Source organism: Bacillus cereus group sp. BfR-BA-01408, assembly GCF_022663305.1.
GTDB lineage: Bacteria > Bacillota > Bacilli > Bacillales > Bacillaceae_G > Bacillus_A > Bacillus_A pacificus.
Window position 1 is genome coordinate 17,908 of the sequence record NZ_JAKUFF010000011.1, and the last position, 17,768, is coordinate 35,675.

Below are 17,768 nucleotides of genomic sequence, written 5' to 3' on the forward strand. Positions count from 1 at the left end.
AATTTAAGAATGTATTTACTAGAATGTAAATGTGTTTTTGATTGAAATTTGGTGTTGGGATATAAATGATAATGTTAGATATATACCTTTGTAGTAAGGGGGAATTATACAAAAGTAGGATGATTTCAAATGTATTTATTTGTATGATAAAAACAAAATATTTTCAAAAAATTGGAATGTAGGGGAGAGGAATCATAATGATACAAAGCATATATGAAACGCATTTACATGTAAGAAATTTAGAAAAGGCGATAGATTTCTATCAAAATAAGTTAGGTTTAATATTAGCAAAAAAACTATCGAAAAGGCGGGTTGCTTTCTTATGGGTAGGAGAAAATAAAGAACAAATGCTTGGATTATGGGAAGTACATAGTAATGAAGATTTTGAGACGAAACACTTCGCCTTTCGTGTAGATGTAGCGTTTTTAAAGAATTCTAAATTGTGGTTAGAAAAACGTGGAATAGAGGTAGTAGGGAGTCAGGGGAAAGGAAATGAAGAGCCAATTGTCCAAAGGTGGATGCCAGCTGCAAGCGTATATTTTCTAGATTGTGATGGAAATAAATTAGAGTTTATTTCTATGTTATATGATGATCCAGATGAATTAGAATATGCAACGTATTTAAGTGAATGGGAAGCGGAGCACCAAGAAAAATAAACTTTAATCAGTGGGGGTTTTATAGCTTTGCTTGTTTTCTCACCCATTTGCGCAAGTCTCCCCAGTTTCATTTAACTTTATTAAATATACTCATTACGATGCATGCATTTACATAATATGGATGAGTCTTTGATGATATAACTAAAAATGTAATATTCGAATAATGAATATTCGGCGTTATTTAATAATGGTACATACAGTAAAATGTTCTGTTTTCCATTCCACGATAGAAAACAGAACGTATATTTGGTATAATCGAAATATACTATATGAAACGATGTACATGAGTTTGACATGTATGTATTAAGGTACGTACTACATAACAATAACTACGCTTTATACAAATCAATCGTTAGAAAGGAAAAGAAGTAATGAATCAAATTTCATTTGAAGATTTATTTGAAGAAGAAAACGAGAAAGAAAAGGTGGAGGTAGCTGAAATACCAGTACCTTTATCACCATTGCAAAGAGATATATTGGAATTAATGGATTCTGAAGAAATAAGTGCACTTGAGCTGTGTGAACAATTAATACGAGCTGGAAAAATATCAGATGAAAGATTCACAACGAATAAGCCGAAAGCATATGGAGAAGTATGCTTACTATTAGAAGGATTTGTTAAAGAAGGAAAGCTTATTTTTGTCAAAAGTGATGAGAAAAGAGATAGGGTTTATAAATTGAATGAAGAAATGTTTAACGGATAAGGTGTGCAGGGGGAATTCATTCATTTTTCTCATTAAAAAAGGGTGTCAATCTTACTTAGATTGACACCCTTTTAATCATCTAACACCTTACATATTTACGCTTGAAACCAAGTCTTCCTCTATCAAGTTCTTTCTGAATACTCTCTGCAGCATTTAGCAAACTGCTTTTTTTATTATCACGTTTTACTTCAACTATACCAACTTCTTTTGCAATCTCGACTGCCTTTTCGTGTAGTGGCACATATGAAATTGCTACCGTGTTTAGAAAATTATTCATAGCGGATTTAGTTCGTTCTGGCGAATCATGGATTGTCTTTTTCACCATTTCAAGCATATCGGAAATTTTGCTTTCAGAAAACTCATCGTCTTTGCGATTTCCTAAAAGCCAGCAGTAGCAACTCCAGCCTGCAGACATTTGTAGCTCGTCCTTACTTGCAATCCATTTATCAGCAACATCTTGTGCGATATTTGATTCTGATAAAGTGACTGCCACCACATAATCAGACAACATATAAAAATACGCTCCGTCTATCCATCGATTAAAATCAGACTCACTCATAGCTTTCGGGTCCGCAATAATGCCTGCAAAATACATAGCATCGTAGTTGCCTGTGGCATAAAGTTCTTCTGCTAACTCTTGGTTTATTTTTATTTTTTTTGCGATTGGTTTCATAGCACCTGTAGCTACGCCGAAAACTGGCTCGTGCGCACCGTTAGATATGTATATTTTTTTCGTTCGTTCCTTGCCTAGGGCTTCAAGCTCTTGCATAACTGTTTTAAAATCCAAAGCTGTGTACTTCCTTTCTTCATGTAAAAACCATTTTAATTGCGAACAACTAGCCTATATTTTTTATCATGTTTTCCATACTTTCTAATTTTAAATCTTATGTGAGTAGGATGTCTACTTTCTATAATTTGTCGATAGTGCAGATAGTGATTTTGAAAGTCTAGATTTTTAGGATGAAAAACTACTGATTAAAGTTTCACTGTATCTTTGGCTCTTTCTCGGTATTATTATGTTATTATTTGGTAAGAGGATAAATGTAAAGTTAAACATGTGAGGTTGGTTATAAATGATAAAGAAATTTACTAGAGTAGTATTAACTGTAGTTATGCCAATTAGTATGATTGTGGGGTGTGGAAATACTGAAAAAACTGAAGCAAAAGAACCGAAAGCGATACAATCAGAGAAAAAGGACTATACGGATTACTCGTATGGAAGCAAAGGTATAGTAGTAAGCGGAAAAGCGAAAGAACGTCAACAATACGAGGTTGGATATATGGATGATAATAAGTTAATTGGGATTGATGAAAATATTGAGGACTGTATTATTTTAGATAATAAAGATGAAGCAAGTCTCGTTTGGAAACAAATAGAGCGTGGATCGATTATTGAAGTGCAATATGGTAAGGATCGCAACCATATCGTAGGCGTACAATTAGTAGGAGATCGTGAGCCATACGAAATTAGTGATAAGTTTGATCGAAATACGATAAACGAGATTGTCGAAAACGTTAAAGGGAATTTGTAATAGAAGCTAAAATGAAAAAATATTTAAATTTACTATTAATAAAGTTGATTCCTTATGGAGATAAGAAATCGACTTTATTAATTATCTTTTTTGTAAGTTGTCTTTCCACAAATTATAGCTGTTATCAATAACTTCTTTTAATTTGAAATAGTTTTTCCAAGTATCTTTTACGTGGTAGAGAGTTTCTTCGTCTATAAAAACGTCTGAGTAATCACTTATATACTTCCATTCCTCATCATTATTAAAGTAATACATCGCCAATTGGTTGCCTTCGTCATTTAACATGTCGTCTGCCAAAACGCCATCCCAGTTCATATAAATTTCTGTGCCAGTCATTCGCCTGCTGGGGATAAAATGCAGTGTTTATAAAAAGGCGGAATAACCATATTTTTATACATAGTAGATTCATAGTCTTTCACGAATGAGAAAATAAAGGGAGGTTGAGATATTTACACGAACAGTGTAGGTATCGATTGCAGCAATGAATATTAAAAAACGAGTAATCGCACTATCAACAAGTCTAGTAATTTTAGGGAGTGCACCTTTATCAATATCAGCAGAAGAGATAAATAAATCTCATACTGACCAGCTTAGTATTGCACAAGGGGAGCGTGGAACGAACGGATTACGTTATTCTAATTTCAATCTAGAAACTCCAGATCACATGCAAATTAATGAAGCAGAAGTATCAGAGAACGAGGAAATTCTTCTAGAAGAATATAAACATAAACATGATGAAACAGAAGAGTTACATAAAATGAAAGAAGCGAAAAAAGGTCAAGTAGCGGAAGATGAAGCTATTTCAAACATTGAAAAGGCATTTGAACATGTAGACGGTCGAAATGATGGCTCTACTCGTGAAATGAAGCCGGTTGAAAAACGAAGAGCTATTCAGTATAGTGCATCGATGACTACAAAGAAATATGGAACACTTGCAGGTGTCCCGTTTGTAGAGTGGATTGTTCCAGCTGGAAATCCTGATATTCGTCCTGCAAATCCGATGAAAGCACGCTACATTACAATTCATGAGACTGCAAACACAGCTCGTGGTGCAAATGCTGAAAATCATGCGAAATATTTGTATAAACAAGCAACGGAAGGTACGTTCCGAACAGCTTCTTGGCATTTTACTGTAGACGATAAACAAATTTATCAGCACTTACCAACAAATGAAAACGGTTGGCATGCAGGAGATGGCGATGGCTCAGGAAATAGAGAATCTATCGGTATCGAAATTTCAGTTAACCAAGATGGAGATTACAATAAAGCGTTAGAGAATGCAAAGAGACTTGCAGGTTATTTAATGAACAAAGAAGGTATTAGTGCGGACCACATTTATAGGCATCAACAATGGAGCGGGAAAAACTGTCCTGATATTTTAATTTCTCGTGGGAATTGGACTGGATTCGTACAAGGTATTCAATGGTATGCAAATGTTAACGCACAAATTGATTCGCCTTTACAAGAAAGAAATGAGCTATTTGATTCCAATGAATATAATCCAGCTGAACCTAATATGGAGCTTGTAGTGAATGGTGATGGTATAAACGTACGTAGTGGTTCGGGACTTGAACATCATATCGTTCGTAAAGCTTCAAACGGAGATCGTTACAAAGTGTTTGCAGTTAAAAATGGTTGGTATAAAGTAGGTAACGATGAGTGGATTTTCTATAACCCAAGTTGGATTAAAATAAACTATAATGTGCCACATAAAGAAGTACAAAAACCAAAAGATGATATTACAGGTGGATGGTTTGAAGGGAACATTCGTAAGCTGAACAGCCTAGGAATTATGAACGGTGAAGGAAATGGTGTATTTGCGCCTTATCGTAATGTTACGAGAGCTGAGTTTGCAACATTAATCTCAAATGCTCTCAAGCTACCGGAAGGAAATAAGTCATTTGTAGATATTAATAAAGCGCATCCATCCCTTCATAGCGGTATTAAACGTAGTGCAAGTGCGGGAATTATTAACGGTCGTGGCGGCGGGATTTTTGATCCTAACGCATCTATTACACGTGAAGAAGCATCGATCATGATTGACAACGCATTACAGTATAACGGTGTTACAGGTGAATTAGTTGCATTGCCATTTAGGGATAAACATTTGATCACATATAAACAGCCTGTTCAACGATTATATAGCTTAAAAGTAGTTACTGGTGTTGGAAATAATGAGTTTAATCCGAAAGGGACAGCAACTCGTGGTGAAGCAGCTGCCTTTTTAGTGAAGATGTTAGATGCAAGTCAAAAATAGAAAGAATGATAAAGGAGCTATCCAAAATGAGAATTTGGAACAGCTCCTTTTTATATAAGCCCTTATTAAGCCCCTTCCAAGCCCCTTATAAGCACCTACCAAGTAATAAATCACTAAGAAAAAACAAAACAAAAACAACTACAAGAACAAAAAAGCGCGAAAAAATAAAACCGTCGTTGTAGTAGTTAAAAAAATTTGGAATTCAACTGCAAAAACCAAGCCCTCACTCCTATATGTATATTGAAGGATTGAAATCTACCTTTTTATGAATACAAGGGGGAGGTAAACATATGGCGGTGTACCGTAATGTGCAAGTGAACTTTTGGCAAGATGAATTCATATTAGATGTAACGCCAGAGGAGCGTTATTTTTACATATATTTGTTAACTGGTACGAAAACGAAGCAATGTGGAATTTACGTATTACCGAAGCGTGTGGCAGAACTTGAAACAGGCTACAATATGGAGACTGTTGAGAAGTTATTAAATAGGTTTGTTGAATACGGAAAGATTTTATACGATGCGGAAACGAAAGAGTTATACATCATAAATTGGCTACACTATAATCCAATTTTAAATACGAATGTAGAAAAATGTGTGTTACGTGAGTTAAAGACTGTAAAAAATAAAGAATTCATACATATGTTTTTACGTACATGTCTGGAAAAAGAATGGAAGATTCCATTGTTATTGCAGTATTTTGGTATGCCAGAAGAAGAGGATACTAGTAGTTTACAAGAAGTTGTTGAAGAAATAAAAGATGTGGAAGTGGAAGAGGACACTCCACATAGTGAGGTTTATAAGTTTTACGAGCAACATATAAGTAGTCTATCCCCATATATCGTGAAGGAATTGAAAGAGTGGATACGAAAAGTTTCAGGAGAGAGAGTATTAGAGGCACTTAAAATTGCATTTGAACAGAATAAGCGAACGTTTGCTTATGTGAAGGGGATTTTGAGGAATTGGTGTAGCAAATATGGTGGAGAGAAGTGTGTAATGGGTAGTTTAGAGAGAAGGAGAAGTGTTTTGAGTAGTGTGTTTTAATTTACATTAATTTAATGTAGAATGTATGTTCGTTTTGGTAGGTTTTATGCTATACTACCATTAAATAAGGATGTTTTTATAATGGATAAAAGATGCGGGGGAACAAAGTTTGACTACAAATACAGCTCAGCTGTTTCAATATATTCATATGACAGAAGAACAGGAACAATTATCACTGCTATATTTACAAACAAAAGAAGAAGAGATTTTGAAAGATATTCAATTAACGACAATTCGAGATCAAAGAAGAGGCGATTTTGCTGAGCGGTTTATAAATGATTTTAGGAAAGTGCATAAGCAAGATCCAGCTTTCTTACGATTATTCTATTATTTGTTAGGGGAGCAGTTTTTAAATGTTCTTATAATAAGGTTTAAATATGTGGATTTTTCTAATATGAAGGTTTATTTAGAAAAAAGTGCACTTCCATTGGATCAACTTGTAGTAATTGCATGTAAATATTTAACTAATATCTCTAGTTATGTGAATGAGGCGTATAGTTTTCTGAAAGAGTTAACAAAAGAGGATCCGAACTATATAGAGAGACAATTACATACTTTACTAAATAAGCAACAACTATCACTACTTCTCGTAATGTTTGAAGTAGATTATGAGAAGTTCCATACGTATAGCTCTTTATTGGAAGAGAGATTAAAAGAACATGCTGAATTTATTTTGAATTTGAATGGGGAAAAGGAAAAGATTGAAGCAACTGAAAGATATATAAAAGGTGAAAGTGATAGGGAATTATTTTTAGGTGGAAATTTACCGGACTATATTTGGCGACTGTTATTTCATGTCCATAAGTATTCAAACGTTGCGAGGCGATATGTGGAAATATTAGCAAAGAAAAACGTGTGGGGGTTTATGAATTATGCTACGCGTTATATGTGTCATGCTCTTGGCCAGCCTCAAAACTACAAAAGAACAGGTAGTGTAAATAAGAAAACGTATGAAGAAATTCAAAGTTTTTGTAAACAGTTTTGGATTGCTGAGGAAAGGTTTTTTGCGCACCGCCTGAGGCAACATAATTTGAATAGTGAAGACTTCTGTAAGACGTATGAATATGAATTCCTTTGCTTCATGTTGGAAGAAAATCCGGAATTTGTTCAACGCACTTTGCAATATGTAAGTAAAATGAATTATCTTATTATCGCGCGAACGTTAGCTGAAAAAGGACATGAGCTAAATAGAGGAAAAATGCGAGAAGAATTTTTTATTGCTGCTTTGCAAATTAAATTGTCTACAATACGTGATACATATTGTGATTATTTACTAGGGAAAGTGTCACTTGAGGATATGAAGCACATACTTAAAAATCCGAAATATAGAAGTATGTATTGGGGTATGCCGGTGTTAGAGGTTGCACTCCTTTGGGATATTGATGATGTAGCAAAAAGGGAAGCTGTACTTACACTACAATTCGGAGATGAATATAGTGTTAATTTATACGAACTTCTTTACGAATGCTCTGTCAGAGGGATAGAACCGAAACAAGTATTAGAAGAACTTCTTTCGTATGGGCTAAGTAAGGAAAAGCTGATTGCCTATGCAGTTGAACAAGCTGCATGCTACAGTGAAGAGAGAAATGAGGCGAAGGAAGCGCTTGTTCATGTCATTGTAAAAGAACAAGCGTATATAATTGAACGGTTTGATGAGTATTCTGCTGTTGCCAAAGCATATATTTTAGAAGAGTTAGCAAAGGATAACATGATTAAAATGCGTCCCATTTTAATTAAAACTTTAGGGGATTCATCTAAAAAAATGCGTGAGTCTGTAGTTAAACTTCTTTCAAGAGATGTAGAAGCTGCAGAGGATGTAGCGCTGGAACTTCATAATAAAAAGAAAATTGTCCGTGAAAATGTGATGAAACTGCTTATAGAGTATAAGATTGAAAAATATACAGAACTTGTACAGGAAGCTTTGCAAGATAAGAAGAATGCCTCTTTTGTTGAGAAGTTTGCTCCGTTACTTGAAACGGAGAGAAACTCAGAAAGTATAGAAGAACTTTGTGGACGTATCGTAACGGAACAAAAAAGAAATTCACTTATGCAATTAATTGGGGATGAACCACAAATCCGTCTTCGTCATTTTAATGAAATTGCCGATGCTACAATTCCATTAGCTTATTTGCAGCAGTACATTTCAGATTCTGTTATCGAGAAGAAAGAGGCAGCTGAAGCGATTGGGAGTACTTTAAATGAACAGGACTTGAAAGAATGTGTGCAAGAAATATATCAAACATGGATTTCTCAAGATGCAGATGTGAAGAAACGCGGTATTCTTTCGTTATATGGAATATATAGTGATGACAAAATGGTCGGCATACTGAAAAAGCAAATCGATGAATGGGTGCTCGATATGCGAGGGAAAATTGCAGCTGATGCTGTTCGGGCTTTAGGCTTGTCCTCATCTAAGCTTGCACTTATGTCTATTCATACAATGGCCTTTAAATATAAACATAAACAAGTGCGTAATGCAGCAAAAGAAGCACTAAGTCTCGCTGCAAAAACGCGTGGTATAACGGAAGAAGAGCTGGAAGATCAACTAGTACCAAATCTTGGTTTCAATATACGTGGTGAGAAGGAAATTGATTTTGGGAATAGATGTTTTACGGCCATATTAACTGCAGAGTCAAAAATTGAATTAGAGACAGAAGAAGGGAAACGTATGAAGTCGCTTCCAAAGCCGAATGCAAAAGATGATATAGAAAAAGCTGAATTAGCTAAGAAAGAGTTATCTACTTTAAAGAAAGAGCTTCGAAGTGCTCTTTCCATGCAGAAACAACGTTTGGAAGCTGCTCTATCAAGAAAGCGCTATTGGTCATATGACTCCTGGAAGTCGGTATTTCTAGAGAATCCAATTATGAAGCAATTTGTAACTTCACTTATTTGGGGTGAATATACAGAAGGGAAGTTACTGAAAATGTTCCGTTATGCGGAGGATGGTACGTTTTATTCAATGATAGGAGAGAATCATGAATTTTCGTCTGGAACCGTGATTGGTTTCATTCATCCGTTAGAATTATCCGAAACGGAAAAGGAAATGTGGAAAGAGCAACTGGAACATTCGAAAATTGTCCAGCCATTTCTACAAATTGAACGTCCTGTGTTTGTAGTAGAGGAAGACGATAAGGTTACTGTTGAGAGATTTGGTGGTATTTTATTAAATGGTCGCTCGTTATTCGGTAAGATGACGAAACTTGGATGGATTCGCGGATCAGTTCAAGATGGCGGTGTGTATTATACGTTTTATAAAGAAGATACTCGCACTGGATTAGGGGCACAACTGTCATTTAGCGGAGCACCAATTGGCTATGAAGACGAAGAAGATATATGTGTGTATGACATTGAATTTTATAAAGCAGGTACAGTGAATCGTGGTTCATATGAATACGATGAAATTGATGATGAAAGACGCATTGTGCCAAAAAAAGTAGATAAGTATTTCTTTAGTGAAATATTATATGATGTACAATTAGCGACCGATTCAAATCTTGGTCATAATGAAAGCTGGCGTAACAAACGATAAAAATTCCCCCTTCATTTGTAGGAAAATGAAGGGGTTTTTCAACTTTTCTAAAAGGTTCTTTCAAAATAGAAGCGAATAGTTTGAGGAAGGAGGGGGTTATATGGAAGTTGTTATAAAAAAGAAACGAACTCGTGGTAAGAGAATTTTTATTTGGTCTAGTAGTATCGTCCTTTTGTTGGTTATATGTACAGCGATTTTTTTGAACATATATACGCTTAAATCTGTGCCAAAGATAGATGGAACGATAAAGCTAGAGGATTTACAACGTGCTGTTACGATAAAGCGAGATAGTAAAGGTGTACCGCATATTAAAGCGGAAAATGCACACGATTTATATTTTTCGCAAGGGTATGTACAAGCGCAAGATAGGTTATTTCAAATGGATTTAAGTAGAAGGCAAGCTTCTGGGATGTTAAGTGAGGTTGTAGGGGAAGCAGCTATTGATCGAGATAAGTTGTTTCGAACGCTCGGTTTACGGCGAGCAGCCGAAGCGTCTGTTAGTCAATATGATGGAGAAGCGAAATATGCTCTGCAGTCATTTGCTGATGGGGTGAATGCCTTTATACGCGAGGCAAAAGAGGAAAAGAAATTGCCAGTTGAGTTTACTATATTAGGCTATGAACCTGCTGAATGGTCCATTGTGGATACGTTAACGATTGGAAAGTATATGGCGTTTGATTTAGGGGGACATTGGCACGGACAGGCATTTCGATATTGGGCGCTGAAAAATTTGCCGAAAGAGCAAGCAAATGAGTTATTTCCTACATATCCGAAAGATGCGCCTAGATTGCTAGCTGAACTAAAAAATACAAATGTAGACGTAGCACAAAGTTTTGCAAAAACAATCATTCCACCAGAGTTTAATGGTAGTAATAACTGGGTTATAAGCGGTAAGAAGAGTGCGTCTGGTAAGCCGATGTTAGCGGATGATCCTCATTTATCTCTTGCGACGCCTTCTATTTGGTATCAATCAACACTTGAAATGAAAGATTTGAATGTGAGTGGCGTTATTTTCGCTGGCGTACCAGGTGTTATATTAGGTCACAATGACAAAATAGCATGGGGCGTTACGAATACCGGTCCTGATGTACAAGATTTATATATTGAAAAGCGAAATCCTAATAATGAAAACGAATTTCTGTATAACGATAAGTGGGAAAAAGCGACTGTTGTTGATGAATCTATTAAAGTAAAAGGCGGAAAGACAATACCGTATAATGTTACGGTTACGAGGCACGGTCCAGTCATTTCAGAGTTTGCGGATAAAGGGAAAGCGAAAACGAAAACAGTATTTGCTTTAAAGTGGACTGCTTTGGAGCCTTCCGCTGAGTTAAAGGCTGTATTAAATATGAATAAGGCGAAAGACTGGAATGAGTTTGAAACGGCTCTTCAAGATTTTCATACACCAACTCAAAACTTTGTATTTGCATCAAACGACGGCACAATTGCTTATAAAGCAAATGGAAATATACCAGTGCGTAAAAAAGGTGATGGTAGTCTGCCAGTGCCAGGATGGACAGATGAATATGAATGGGAAGGGTATATCCCATATGATCAACTTCCAAAAGTAATCAATCCAAAACAAGGGTTTATTTCTACTGCGAATAATAAAATTGTTGATGATCATTATCCGTACCATATTAGTAATACGTGGGCGCAGCCATATAGGCAAATGCGTATTCAAGAGTTTTTACAAGAGAAGGAAAAATATACAGTGAAAGATTTAGAAGAGTTACAGATGGATCAAAAAAATTTATATGGGAAAGAGTTTGCTCCTATATTTTTAAAAGAGTTAAATAAAGCATCTTTAAATGAAGTAGAGAAAGAGGGCGTAAAACAATTAACGAAGTGGAATTTTTACGATAGTAAAGATGAATCGGCACCGTTAATATTCCATCTATTAATGAAAGAGATTTCAAATACGTTATTTTCAAAAGAAATACCGAAAGATGTGATGGAGTTATTTGAAGGAAAGGCACAAGTTGTTGATGAATTAATTCGAAAAGAAGTAGCAGGAGAACATAGCGCTTGGTTTATGAAGTACGGAGGCTTCACAAAAGTTGTGCATACATCGTACGAGAATGTAATGAAGAAATTACAGAAGGAGTATGGACCAGATGTTACGGAGTGGAAGTGGGGCGATTACCATCAACTTGCTTTTACACATCCAATCTCCAAATCATCTAGTATGTTAGCATTACTTGCATTTAATCGCGAAAAACCAGTTCCAATTGGTGGAAGCCAAGTTACCGTTCAAGCAGCGAGCTACGGCGATAACGGTATCGTCAATCACGGAGCTTCTTGGCGATTCGTCATTGATACGAAAGATATGTCAAACGGTTATCATATTGTAGGGCCAGGACAATCAGGACATTTTAGAAGTAATTGGTATCATGATCAAATAGATGATTGGGTAAACGGAACGTATCATACGACTACATTGAATACGGAGGGGATAGAGGGAAAAGTGTTAAATTTAGAGCCGAAGTGATAATATTTCCACTGATAAAAAATGTTAAATTAGAACATAACCCAGTCCTTAAATAATTTTAAAAGCCTACTATCAGTTAAATTGATAGTAGGCTTTTGTATTTTAGAGAATAAGATTAAATAATTTTATTATTCCAAAACAGTAAGTGTTTTAACATTTACTTATACGATAAGGAGCTTTACTTACTCTGTTACAAAACAAACCACACAAAGCATTCTTTTTCGCTCATTTTTATACACCGCAAAACATTTTGTTATTCAATAATTCCAATTTCTAGAGCCTTTTGAACAGCTTCTTCTTTGTTACAGACTCCTAGCTTTGTATAAGCTGTGGAAGCATAATTTCTGACCGTACCACTCGATAAATATAATCTGGATGCTATGGTAGTGTATCGAAGTCCTTTTGCTACTAGTTGCAATATTTCTATCTCCCTAGCTGTTAGCTCATAAGCGGTTGCTTTTGATTGTGATGTCTCTTTTTGCTCATCAAACTTCTCAAATATTTTGTGAGACATTCCCTGATCAATCAGTGTCCCACCTTTGTGAATAAGTCGGATCGTATTAGCTAGCTCCAACGTTTCAATAGATTTGAGTAAAAAACCATCCGCACCGTTGCGAAGTGATTCCAACGCCTGTTCGGTATCCTGAAACGTTGTGAAAATCAATACGCGGATATGTGGCCATTGTTGCTTAATCTTTTTGGTTGCTTCGACTCCATTCATGTGCTGCATATCTAAATCCATAAGTATAACATGGGGTTGAAGGCGCCCACACAAATCGATGGCTTGATTGCCATTCTCGGCCAAACCGACTACATTTAAATCTTCATATCTATCGAGTAGTGTCCTCAAACTTTCTCGAACAAAAGGCTGATCATCTACAATTAACAAACGGATAAGTCCATCTTTTATTTCAGTTTGTCGCGGTATGGTACAAGTAACAAGCATTCCTTCCTCTGGCTTTGTATATACAGACAAATGACCCTGCAAGTTCATTGCCCGTTCCTTCATCGCATTCATACCGAAGCCTTCTTGCCATTCTACATTTCCTTTTCCATTATCTTGAACTTCTAACCTCGTATATTGTTCGTCAAATTGCAATGAAACTATAATTTCAGTCCCTTGACCATGACGTACTGCATTTGTAAGGGACTCTTGTAAGCAACGAATGAATGCGATCTTCGCTTGCCGAGATAGTTGATATTCCTCTCCGAATGTCCTAAAACTTACATTAACCTGAGCGTGCTCTTGAAATTCGGCTCCAAGATTTTGGAGAGATTGAATTAAGGAAGGCGATTGACACGGAGAATCCATATGATGTAGGTAACCTCTCACGTCCTCGATGCTTTTCCGTCCCATTTCAAGCAGAGAATCTAGCCTCTGTATCCCCATTTCAGTAGCAAGTTCGGTACGCAACGTTTCCATCCCCATAATAATAGAAGTATAAGCGTGACCAACTGTATCATGAAGCTCGCTCGACAGCCTGTTCCGTTCCTCTGCCAGTGTAATACGTTCAATCTGAGACATATATTGCTCAAGTACCGCGTTTTGTTTACGAATCGCTTCATTTTGCTTATGATTGACGATTAATAAATGGAAAGCAAAGCCCATTACGTAAGCAAGTCCATAGTAGGTAACCATAATCCAATAGTTATTACTTGGCGCAACTGCATAGAAAATTCCAGTTGTTATAAAAACTGTTATTGGAGCTGTCCAATAATAGGATAAATGTTTACTATTCGCAGCAATTAGAAACACCGATATAAGAAATGTGTTGTAAGCTTCCGGAAATAATGAGGTTAAATATATACATAGTCCACCATATAGCAGTATGTCTGTGAACAAATAATATTTATAATTGAATAGTAAGGCTACCCATGGAACAGAGAAAGCAATAATTTCCCAAAGAATAATAATCCAAAGTGGCAATGTTAAACTATCCTGAAAATCTAATGTGGTTATGGCGATAGAGACACTAACAAGTATACGGACTCCTAACATAATCCAATCGTACCAAAACCAATACTTAACCATATCTAACAAGTTATTTACCCCCTAAGTAGCCTACCTTTTTACTTCCTATATTATAAATTAATCCTTCATACATTGTTATACTTTTTAATTTTACGCTGCAATCCTCTCACAGAGGACAAACTTCTATCGATTTAGTCGCCGAATCATGCTACGTGTATAGCCTCCAATTCTCTTTGTTAAACAATCTACTATTCTAATACTTATGGCGGTAAATACTATACCTATAAACATTACAAAGAGTGACTTGGCAAAAGTATCTATTTGTATGAATGTAATATTGATTTCGATGTATTGATACAGTAGTGGTGCCAACAGCAACATAAGTGGCATTACATAAAAAATGATTGCACTAATGAGACTGAAAATGCCAATCACTAATTTCTGCATTAACCAATAGACAGCAGACCAAGTGTGACGATCTGTAAGCACTAATTTCACTTGAGCCCAGTTCGATGTATCCATTGTTATACTTCTATCGTAAGAGTCTGTTGAAATATCTGTATAAATTTTCGTCTGTATGCGCTCGAATTGGACAAAGGGTGTGGTAGTCTGTAGTACGCGTATAACTAGTGGAATCCCAACTACCGTAAATGAAAGGGTGAAGCTAAATAGCAGAGCTATTAGATAAAAACAAAAATAAAACAATCCTGTAACGAAAGTTAGCAATAAAAAATAACCATTCTGGATGAATCTTGATTTCATAAAGTTCTCGCTCCTATCTATGTAATAACCGAATTGTACTGCTTTTTTTGTCATTCTCACTAGTGTAAAAATGTCATATGACATTTCTAAATGATGCAAAAAAGGGGGGAGTAACCTACTTCTAGTTAAAAAAGGTGCTTATATGAATCCCCATAAAACAATCCCGTTCTTACATCTGCAAGAACGGGATTGTTTTATACTTTTATTTAATATGAGATGGACTTGTTTTTCGAATGTGAAAAATAATATCAAATTGCTCAAGCAATGACTTATTAAAGTATGCCGAGTCGTTCGGTAAGAGTCGTGCCCCTATACTTAGTAATGGTCGTTTTGCTTTAACCCATTTATCTGCTGGTCCTTTAAGGTGACGGTTATCCAATAAAAACATTTTATATGGTACTTTTCCGAGGGTATAATTGAAACTATTTACATCTTGTGGAATCGGATTCGTTATAATCTTATCTCCGGTGTCGTTGTATAAGGTGAAATTTCCCTCCGTAGTTGTACTACCAATCGTGACATAATTATTGTCTAAACGTTCCTTCAAAAATTGCCCCGCAACATAAGGGTATAATTCCTCATCGATAATTCCTTTAGCTATATGAATATTGTGTCCCCATACCATCGTTTTACCACCTAATGTCTCTTGTGCCCACATTACATGATCGGTCAAGTATTGCTCATGCAGCTTTAACATACTTGGATAGTCGTTAGGAATTAGCATTGTGGTAAATTTCTCTATTGCAATTGCCGTTGCTTTTGCCCAGATGTACTCGGATGAAACTATTTCTGTGTTGGCTTGCCCATTCTCATCTTTTAGTAATCGAGTTACTCTCTCAGCGTTTGCTTTGAACTTTTCTTTTATTTCAGGAGCAAGGTCCATATATTCCTTTGTACTTCCATGAAAAGCCGACAATTCTTTATAATTTTCTTCTACTTCTGCCAGCAAATTTGGTCGATGCAGTTTTACATAATCAATTACTTTATTAAAACAACCTTGGTCCAACTCCTTTAAATCGAGCCCGATAAATTGGATCTTTTTTGTATTGGATGGATTAGCATTATAATCTTTCATCCACTCAATCATGGCTAAAATTTCATCAGTAGGATATAACAAGTTTAAAAAATCCCTAGGGTTTCCTTTTCCTGTTTGGATATATTCATTTAGCTTTAAGCCATTTCCCCAATCTTCTTCCATTGTGAAATTTGTAAAACCCATCTCAGTAACCAAATATTTCACAAGGCGAAACTTCATAGTGAAAATTTCAGAGCTTCCATGAGTATTCTCTCCTAATCCTACATATTGTGCGTTCCCAATCATTTTCTTAAGTGGCTTTAAATCCTCAAATGATTTTGATGGCTCTATCGTTTTTAGCGGGTAAGCCTGTGATTGTATTGATTTAACTATATTTTTTTGGATTGATTGACCTGAATTTTCGACTGCTACTGTTTGAGCGTTTCCTACTTCCACACATCCTGTGACTAATAAAGCTGTACTAACCATTGCAATGATTCTTTTCTTATTCATTTTTTCCACCTCAATTGAATTATTTGTAAAAGCAAGATTGATTCATGTACTTGCACGAATCAATTGCCTTAATTCAATTGTTAGCTAGCTCATATCATATTTTCTAGTTACATATTGTCATAAGGTTAATTGACACAAGTCATAGAATAATCATTACACTTTTGTACTACCGGCTATGACAACTTATAAATAATAATTCCATTGATGAGTCGCAAGTAAGACGAGATTATAAGTTTGGGAGGGATTTTAAAGATGAATGATCTGTATACCAAAATATTTTTATTCTAAGTTGTGTCTTTTGAAATGACAAGAAGTACCTTCGATAAACAAGTGAATGAAAGGGAAAGGGCGGATTACAATGATATTACACGCAAAATCGTTCCATAATAAAGATAAAATCCAACGTGCTAAAATAGGACTTCAACTCTTTTTGAGTATCTTAATCATTACTTCTATTATTCTAAATGTAGTAGTAATAATTACGAAAAGTATGCCGCTTATTGTGGTATATATGTTTACTCCAGCATTTTCTTCTATTTTGACTCGCATAATACTAAAAGAAGGATTTAAAGATGTATCTTTTAGTCTCGGTAACTTAAAGATATGGAAGGGGATTGGTCTTGCCCTGCTAATACCTATGATTATTTGTGGAATTACTTATTCTATCGCCTGGTTGAGCGGAATTGCAGGGTTTCAGCATCCCGAAGGTGGTATGTTAGAACCGATCTACAATTTACTTGGGCTTCAGTATGTAATGGCACCATTCAGTTTCATTTATCTAGTAGTATTGAGCGGTATTTTCGGAAGTTTGCTTAACTTAATCCCAGTTTTGGGAGAAGAAATGGGTTGGCGAGGTTATATGCTCACAAGGCTCGTTGATGCAGAGTTTTCACGCCCTATCCTTATTAGTGGATTGGTTTGGGCAACGTGGCATGTTCCAATTGTTATGGCTGGTTTATATGTAGAGGGACCATCTGTCGTTTTTTCAGTACTTGGCATCTATTTTTGTATTGTGCCATTCAGTTATATTACAGCTTATTTACGACTTATCACAGGTAGCGTTTGGCCTTCGGTTATCATCCATACTACTTGGAATGCCATTATTCAAGGACCTTTCGCACGTGCAAGTACAGGATATCAAACTGAGATTTGGATTGGAGAATCTGGCTTAATAACCGCTATTATTATCTTGATAACTGCAATAATTATGTCTCGAATAATGAAGTAAATGTAATAGTAATACAAACAAAAAGCGAATATAGATAAAAATTTAATTATACGAAAAAGTAGATTT

Annotated in this window: 12 protein-coding genes and 1 pseudogene; 8 read left to right on the top strand and 5 right to left on the bottom strand. The window is 35.7% G+C overall.

The features are described 5' to 3' along the window. Positions 1-197 precede the first annotated feature (197 nt). A complete protein-coding gene (locus MR083_RS07980; protein WP_014893591.1) occupies positions 198-656 on the top strand; it encodes a VOC family protein in 459 nt (152 codons plus the stop codon). A gap of 371 nt (positions 657-1,027) precedes the next feature. Then, on the top strand, positions 1,028-1,360 hold the full coding sequence (locus tag MR083_RS07985) for a DUF3895 domain-containing protein (protein WP_001071915.1): 333 nt from the start codon (positions 1,028-1,030) through the stop codon (positions 1,358-1,360). Positions 1,361-1,439: 79 nt separating this feature from the next. Here the strand turns inward: MR083_RS07985 and MR083_RS07990 are convergent, their stop codons facing one another. Further along, positions 1,440-2,147, bottom strand: a complete 708-nt coding sequence (locus tag MR083_RS07990; protein ID WP_242268886.1) for a DNA alkylation repair protein — start codon at positions 2,145-2,147, stop codon at positions 1,440-1,442. 286 nt (positions 2,148-2,433) lie between these two features. Between MR083_RS07990 and MR083_RS07995 the strand changes: the two genes are divergently transcribed. Further along, entirely contained in the window at positions 2,434-2,892 is a 459-nt protein-coding gene (locus tag MR083_RS07995; RefSeq protein ID WP_000591659.1) for a hypothetical protein, read from the top strand. A gap of 81 nt (positions 2,893-2,973) precedes the next feature. Here MR083_RS07995 and MR083_RS08000 read toward each other — a convergent pair. Then, positions 2,974-3,234, bottom strand: a pseudogene (locus MR083_RS08000) (DUF7832 domain-containing protein); the annotation flags it as partial. Between the two features lie 139 nt (positions 3,235-3,373). Here MR083_RS08000 and MR083_RS08005 point away from each other — a divergent pair. From MR083_RS08005 to MR083_RS08020, 4 genes are all read left to right on the top strand, one after another. Continuing rightward, complete coding sequence (locus MR083_RS08005) at positions 3,374-5,149, top strand: S-layer homology domain-containing protein (protein WP_242268888.1); 1,776 nt, start codon at positions 3,374-3,376, stop codon at positions 5,147-5,149. A gap of 290 nt (positions 5,150-5,439) precedes the next feature. Next, a complete protein-coding gene (locus MR083_RS08010; protein ID WP_242268890.1) occupies positions 5,440-6,192 on the top strand; it encodes a DnaD domain-containing protein in 753 nt (250 codons plus the stop codon). Between the two features lie 109 nt (positions 6,193-6,301). Continuing rightward, the gene (locus MR083_RS08015; RefSeq protein ID WP_242268892.1) at positions 6,302-9,721 is read left to right on the top strand and encodes a DUF4132 domain-containing protein; all 3,420 of its coding nucleotides are present in this window, start codon (positions 6,302-6,304) and stop codon (positions 9,719-9,721) included. A 100-nt stretch (positions 9,722-9,821) separates the two neighbouring features. Next, positions 9,822-12,212, top strand: a complete 2,391-nt coding sequence (locus MR083_RS08020; protein WP_242268894.1) for a penicillin acylase family protein — start codon at positions 9,822-9,824, stop codon at positions 12,210-12,212. A gap of 253 nt (positions 12,213-12,465) precedes the next feature. On the opposite strand, the gene MR083_RS08025 is transcribed toward MR083_RS08020, so the two are convergent. From MR083_RS08025 to MR083_RS08035, 3 genes are all read right to left on the bottom strand, one after another. Continuing rightward, the gene (locus MR083_RS08025; protein WP_242268896.1) at positions 12,466-14,253 is read right to left on the bottom strand and encodes a helix-turn-helix transcriptional regulator; all 1,788 of its coding nucleotides are present in this window, start codon (positions 14,251-14,253) and stop codon (positions 12,466-12,468) included. A 114-nt stretch (positions 14,254-14,367) separates the two neighbouring features. After that, positions 14,368-14,946 carry a sensor domain-containing protein gene (locus MR083_RS08030; RefSeq protein WP_242268898.1) on the bottom strand — a complete coding sequence of 193 codons (579 nt, stop codon included), beginning with the start codon at positions 14,944-14,946 and terminating at the stop codon, positions 14,368-14,370. Between the two features lie 202 nt (positions 14,947-15,148). Further along, positions 15,149-16,474 carry an erythromycin esterase family protein gene (locus tag MR083_RS08035; protein WP_001036185.1) on the bottom strand — a complete coding sequence of 442 codons (1,326 nt, stop codon included), beginning with the start codon at positions 16,472-16,474 and terminating at the stop codon, positions 15,149-15,151. Between the two features lie 358 nt (positions 16,475-16,832). Here MR083_RS08035 and MR083_RS08040 point away from each other — a divergent pair, with 358 nt between their 5' ends. Further along, the gene (locus tag MR083_RS08040; protein ID WP_000600464.1) at positions 16,833-17,702 is read left to right on the top strand and encodes a CPBP family intramembrane glutamic endopeptidase; all 870 of its coding nucleotides are present in this window, start codon (positions 16,833-16,835) and stop codon (positions 17,700-17,702) included. Positions 17,703-17,768 lie beyond the last annotated feature (66 nt).

Coding starts and splice junctions, on each gene's coding strand:
- MR083_RS08035 (WP_001036185.1), bottom strand. CDS start 16,474: ATGAATAAGAAAAGAATCATTGCAATGGTTAGTACAGCTTTATTAGTC.
- MR083_RS08010 (WP_242268890.1), top strand. CDS start 5,440: ATGGCGGTGTACCGTAATGTGCAAGTGAACTTTTGGCAAGATGAATTC.
- MR083_RS08040 (WP_000600464.1), top strand. CDS start 16,833: ATGATATTACACGCAAAATCGTTCCATAATAAAGATAAAATCCAACGT.
- MR083_RS08005 (WP_242268888.1), top strand. CDS start 3,374: ATGAATATTAAAAAACGAGTAATCGCACTATCAACAAGTCTAGTAATT.
- MR083_RS07985 (WP_001071915.1), top strand. CDS start 1,028: ATGAATCAAATTTCATTTGAAGATTTATTTGAAGAAGAAAACGAGAAA.
- MR083_RS07980 (WP_014893591.1), top strand. CDS start 198: ATGATACAAAGCATATATGAAACGCATTTACATGTAAGAAATTTAGAA.
- MR083_RS08030 (WP_242268898.1), bottom strand. CDS start 14,946: ATGAAATCAAGATTCATCCAGAATGGTTATTTTTTATTGCTAACTTTC.
- MR083_RS07995 (WP_000591659.1), top strand. CDS start 2,434: ATGATAAAGAAATTTACTAGAGTAGTATTAACTGTAGTTATGCCAATT.
- MR083_RS08020 (WP_242268894.1), top strand. CDS start 9,822: ATGGAAGTTGTTATAAAAAAGAAACGAACTCGTGGTAAGAGAATTTTT.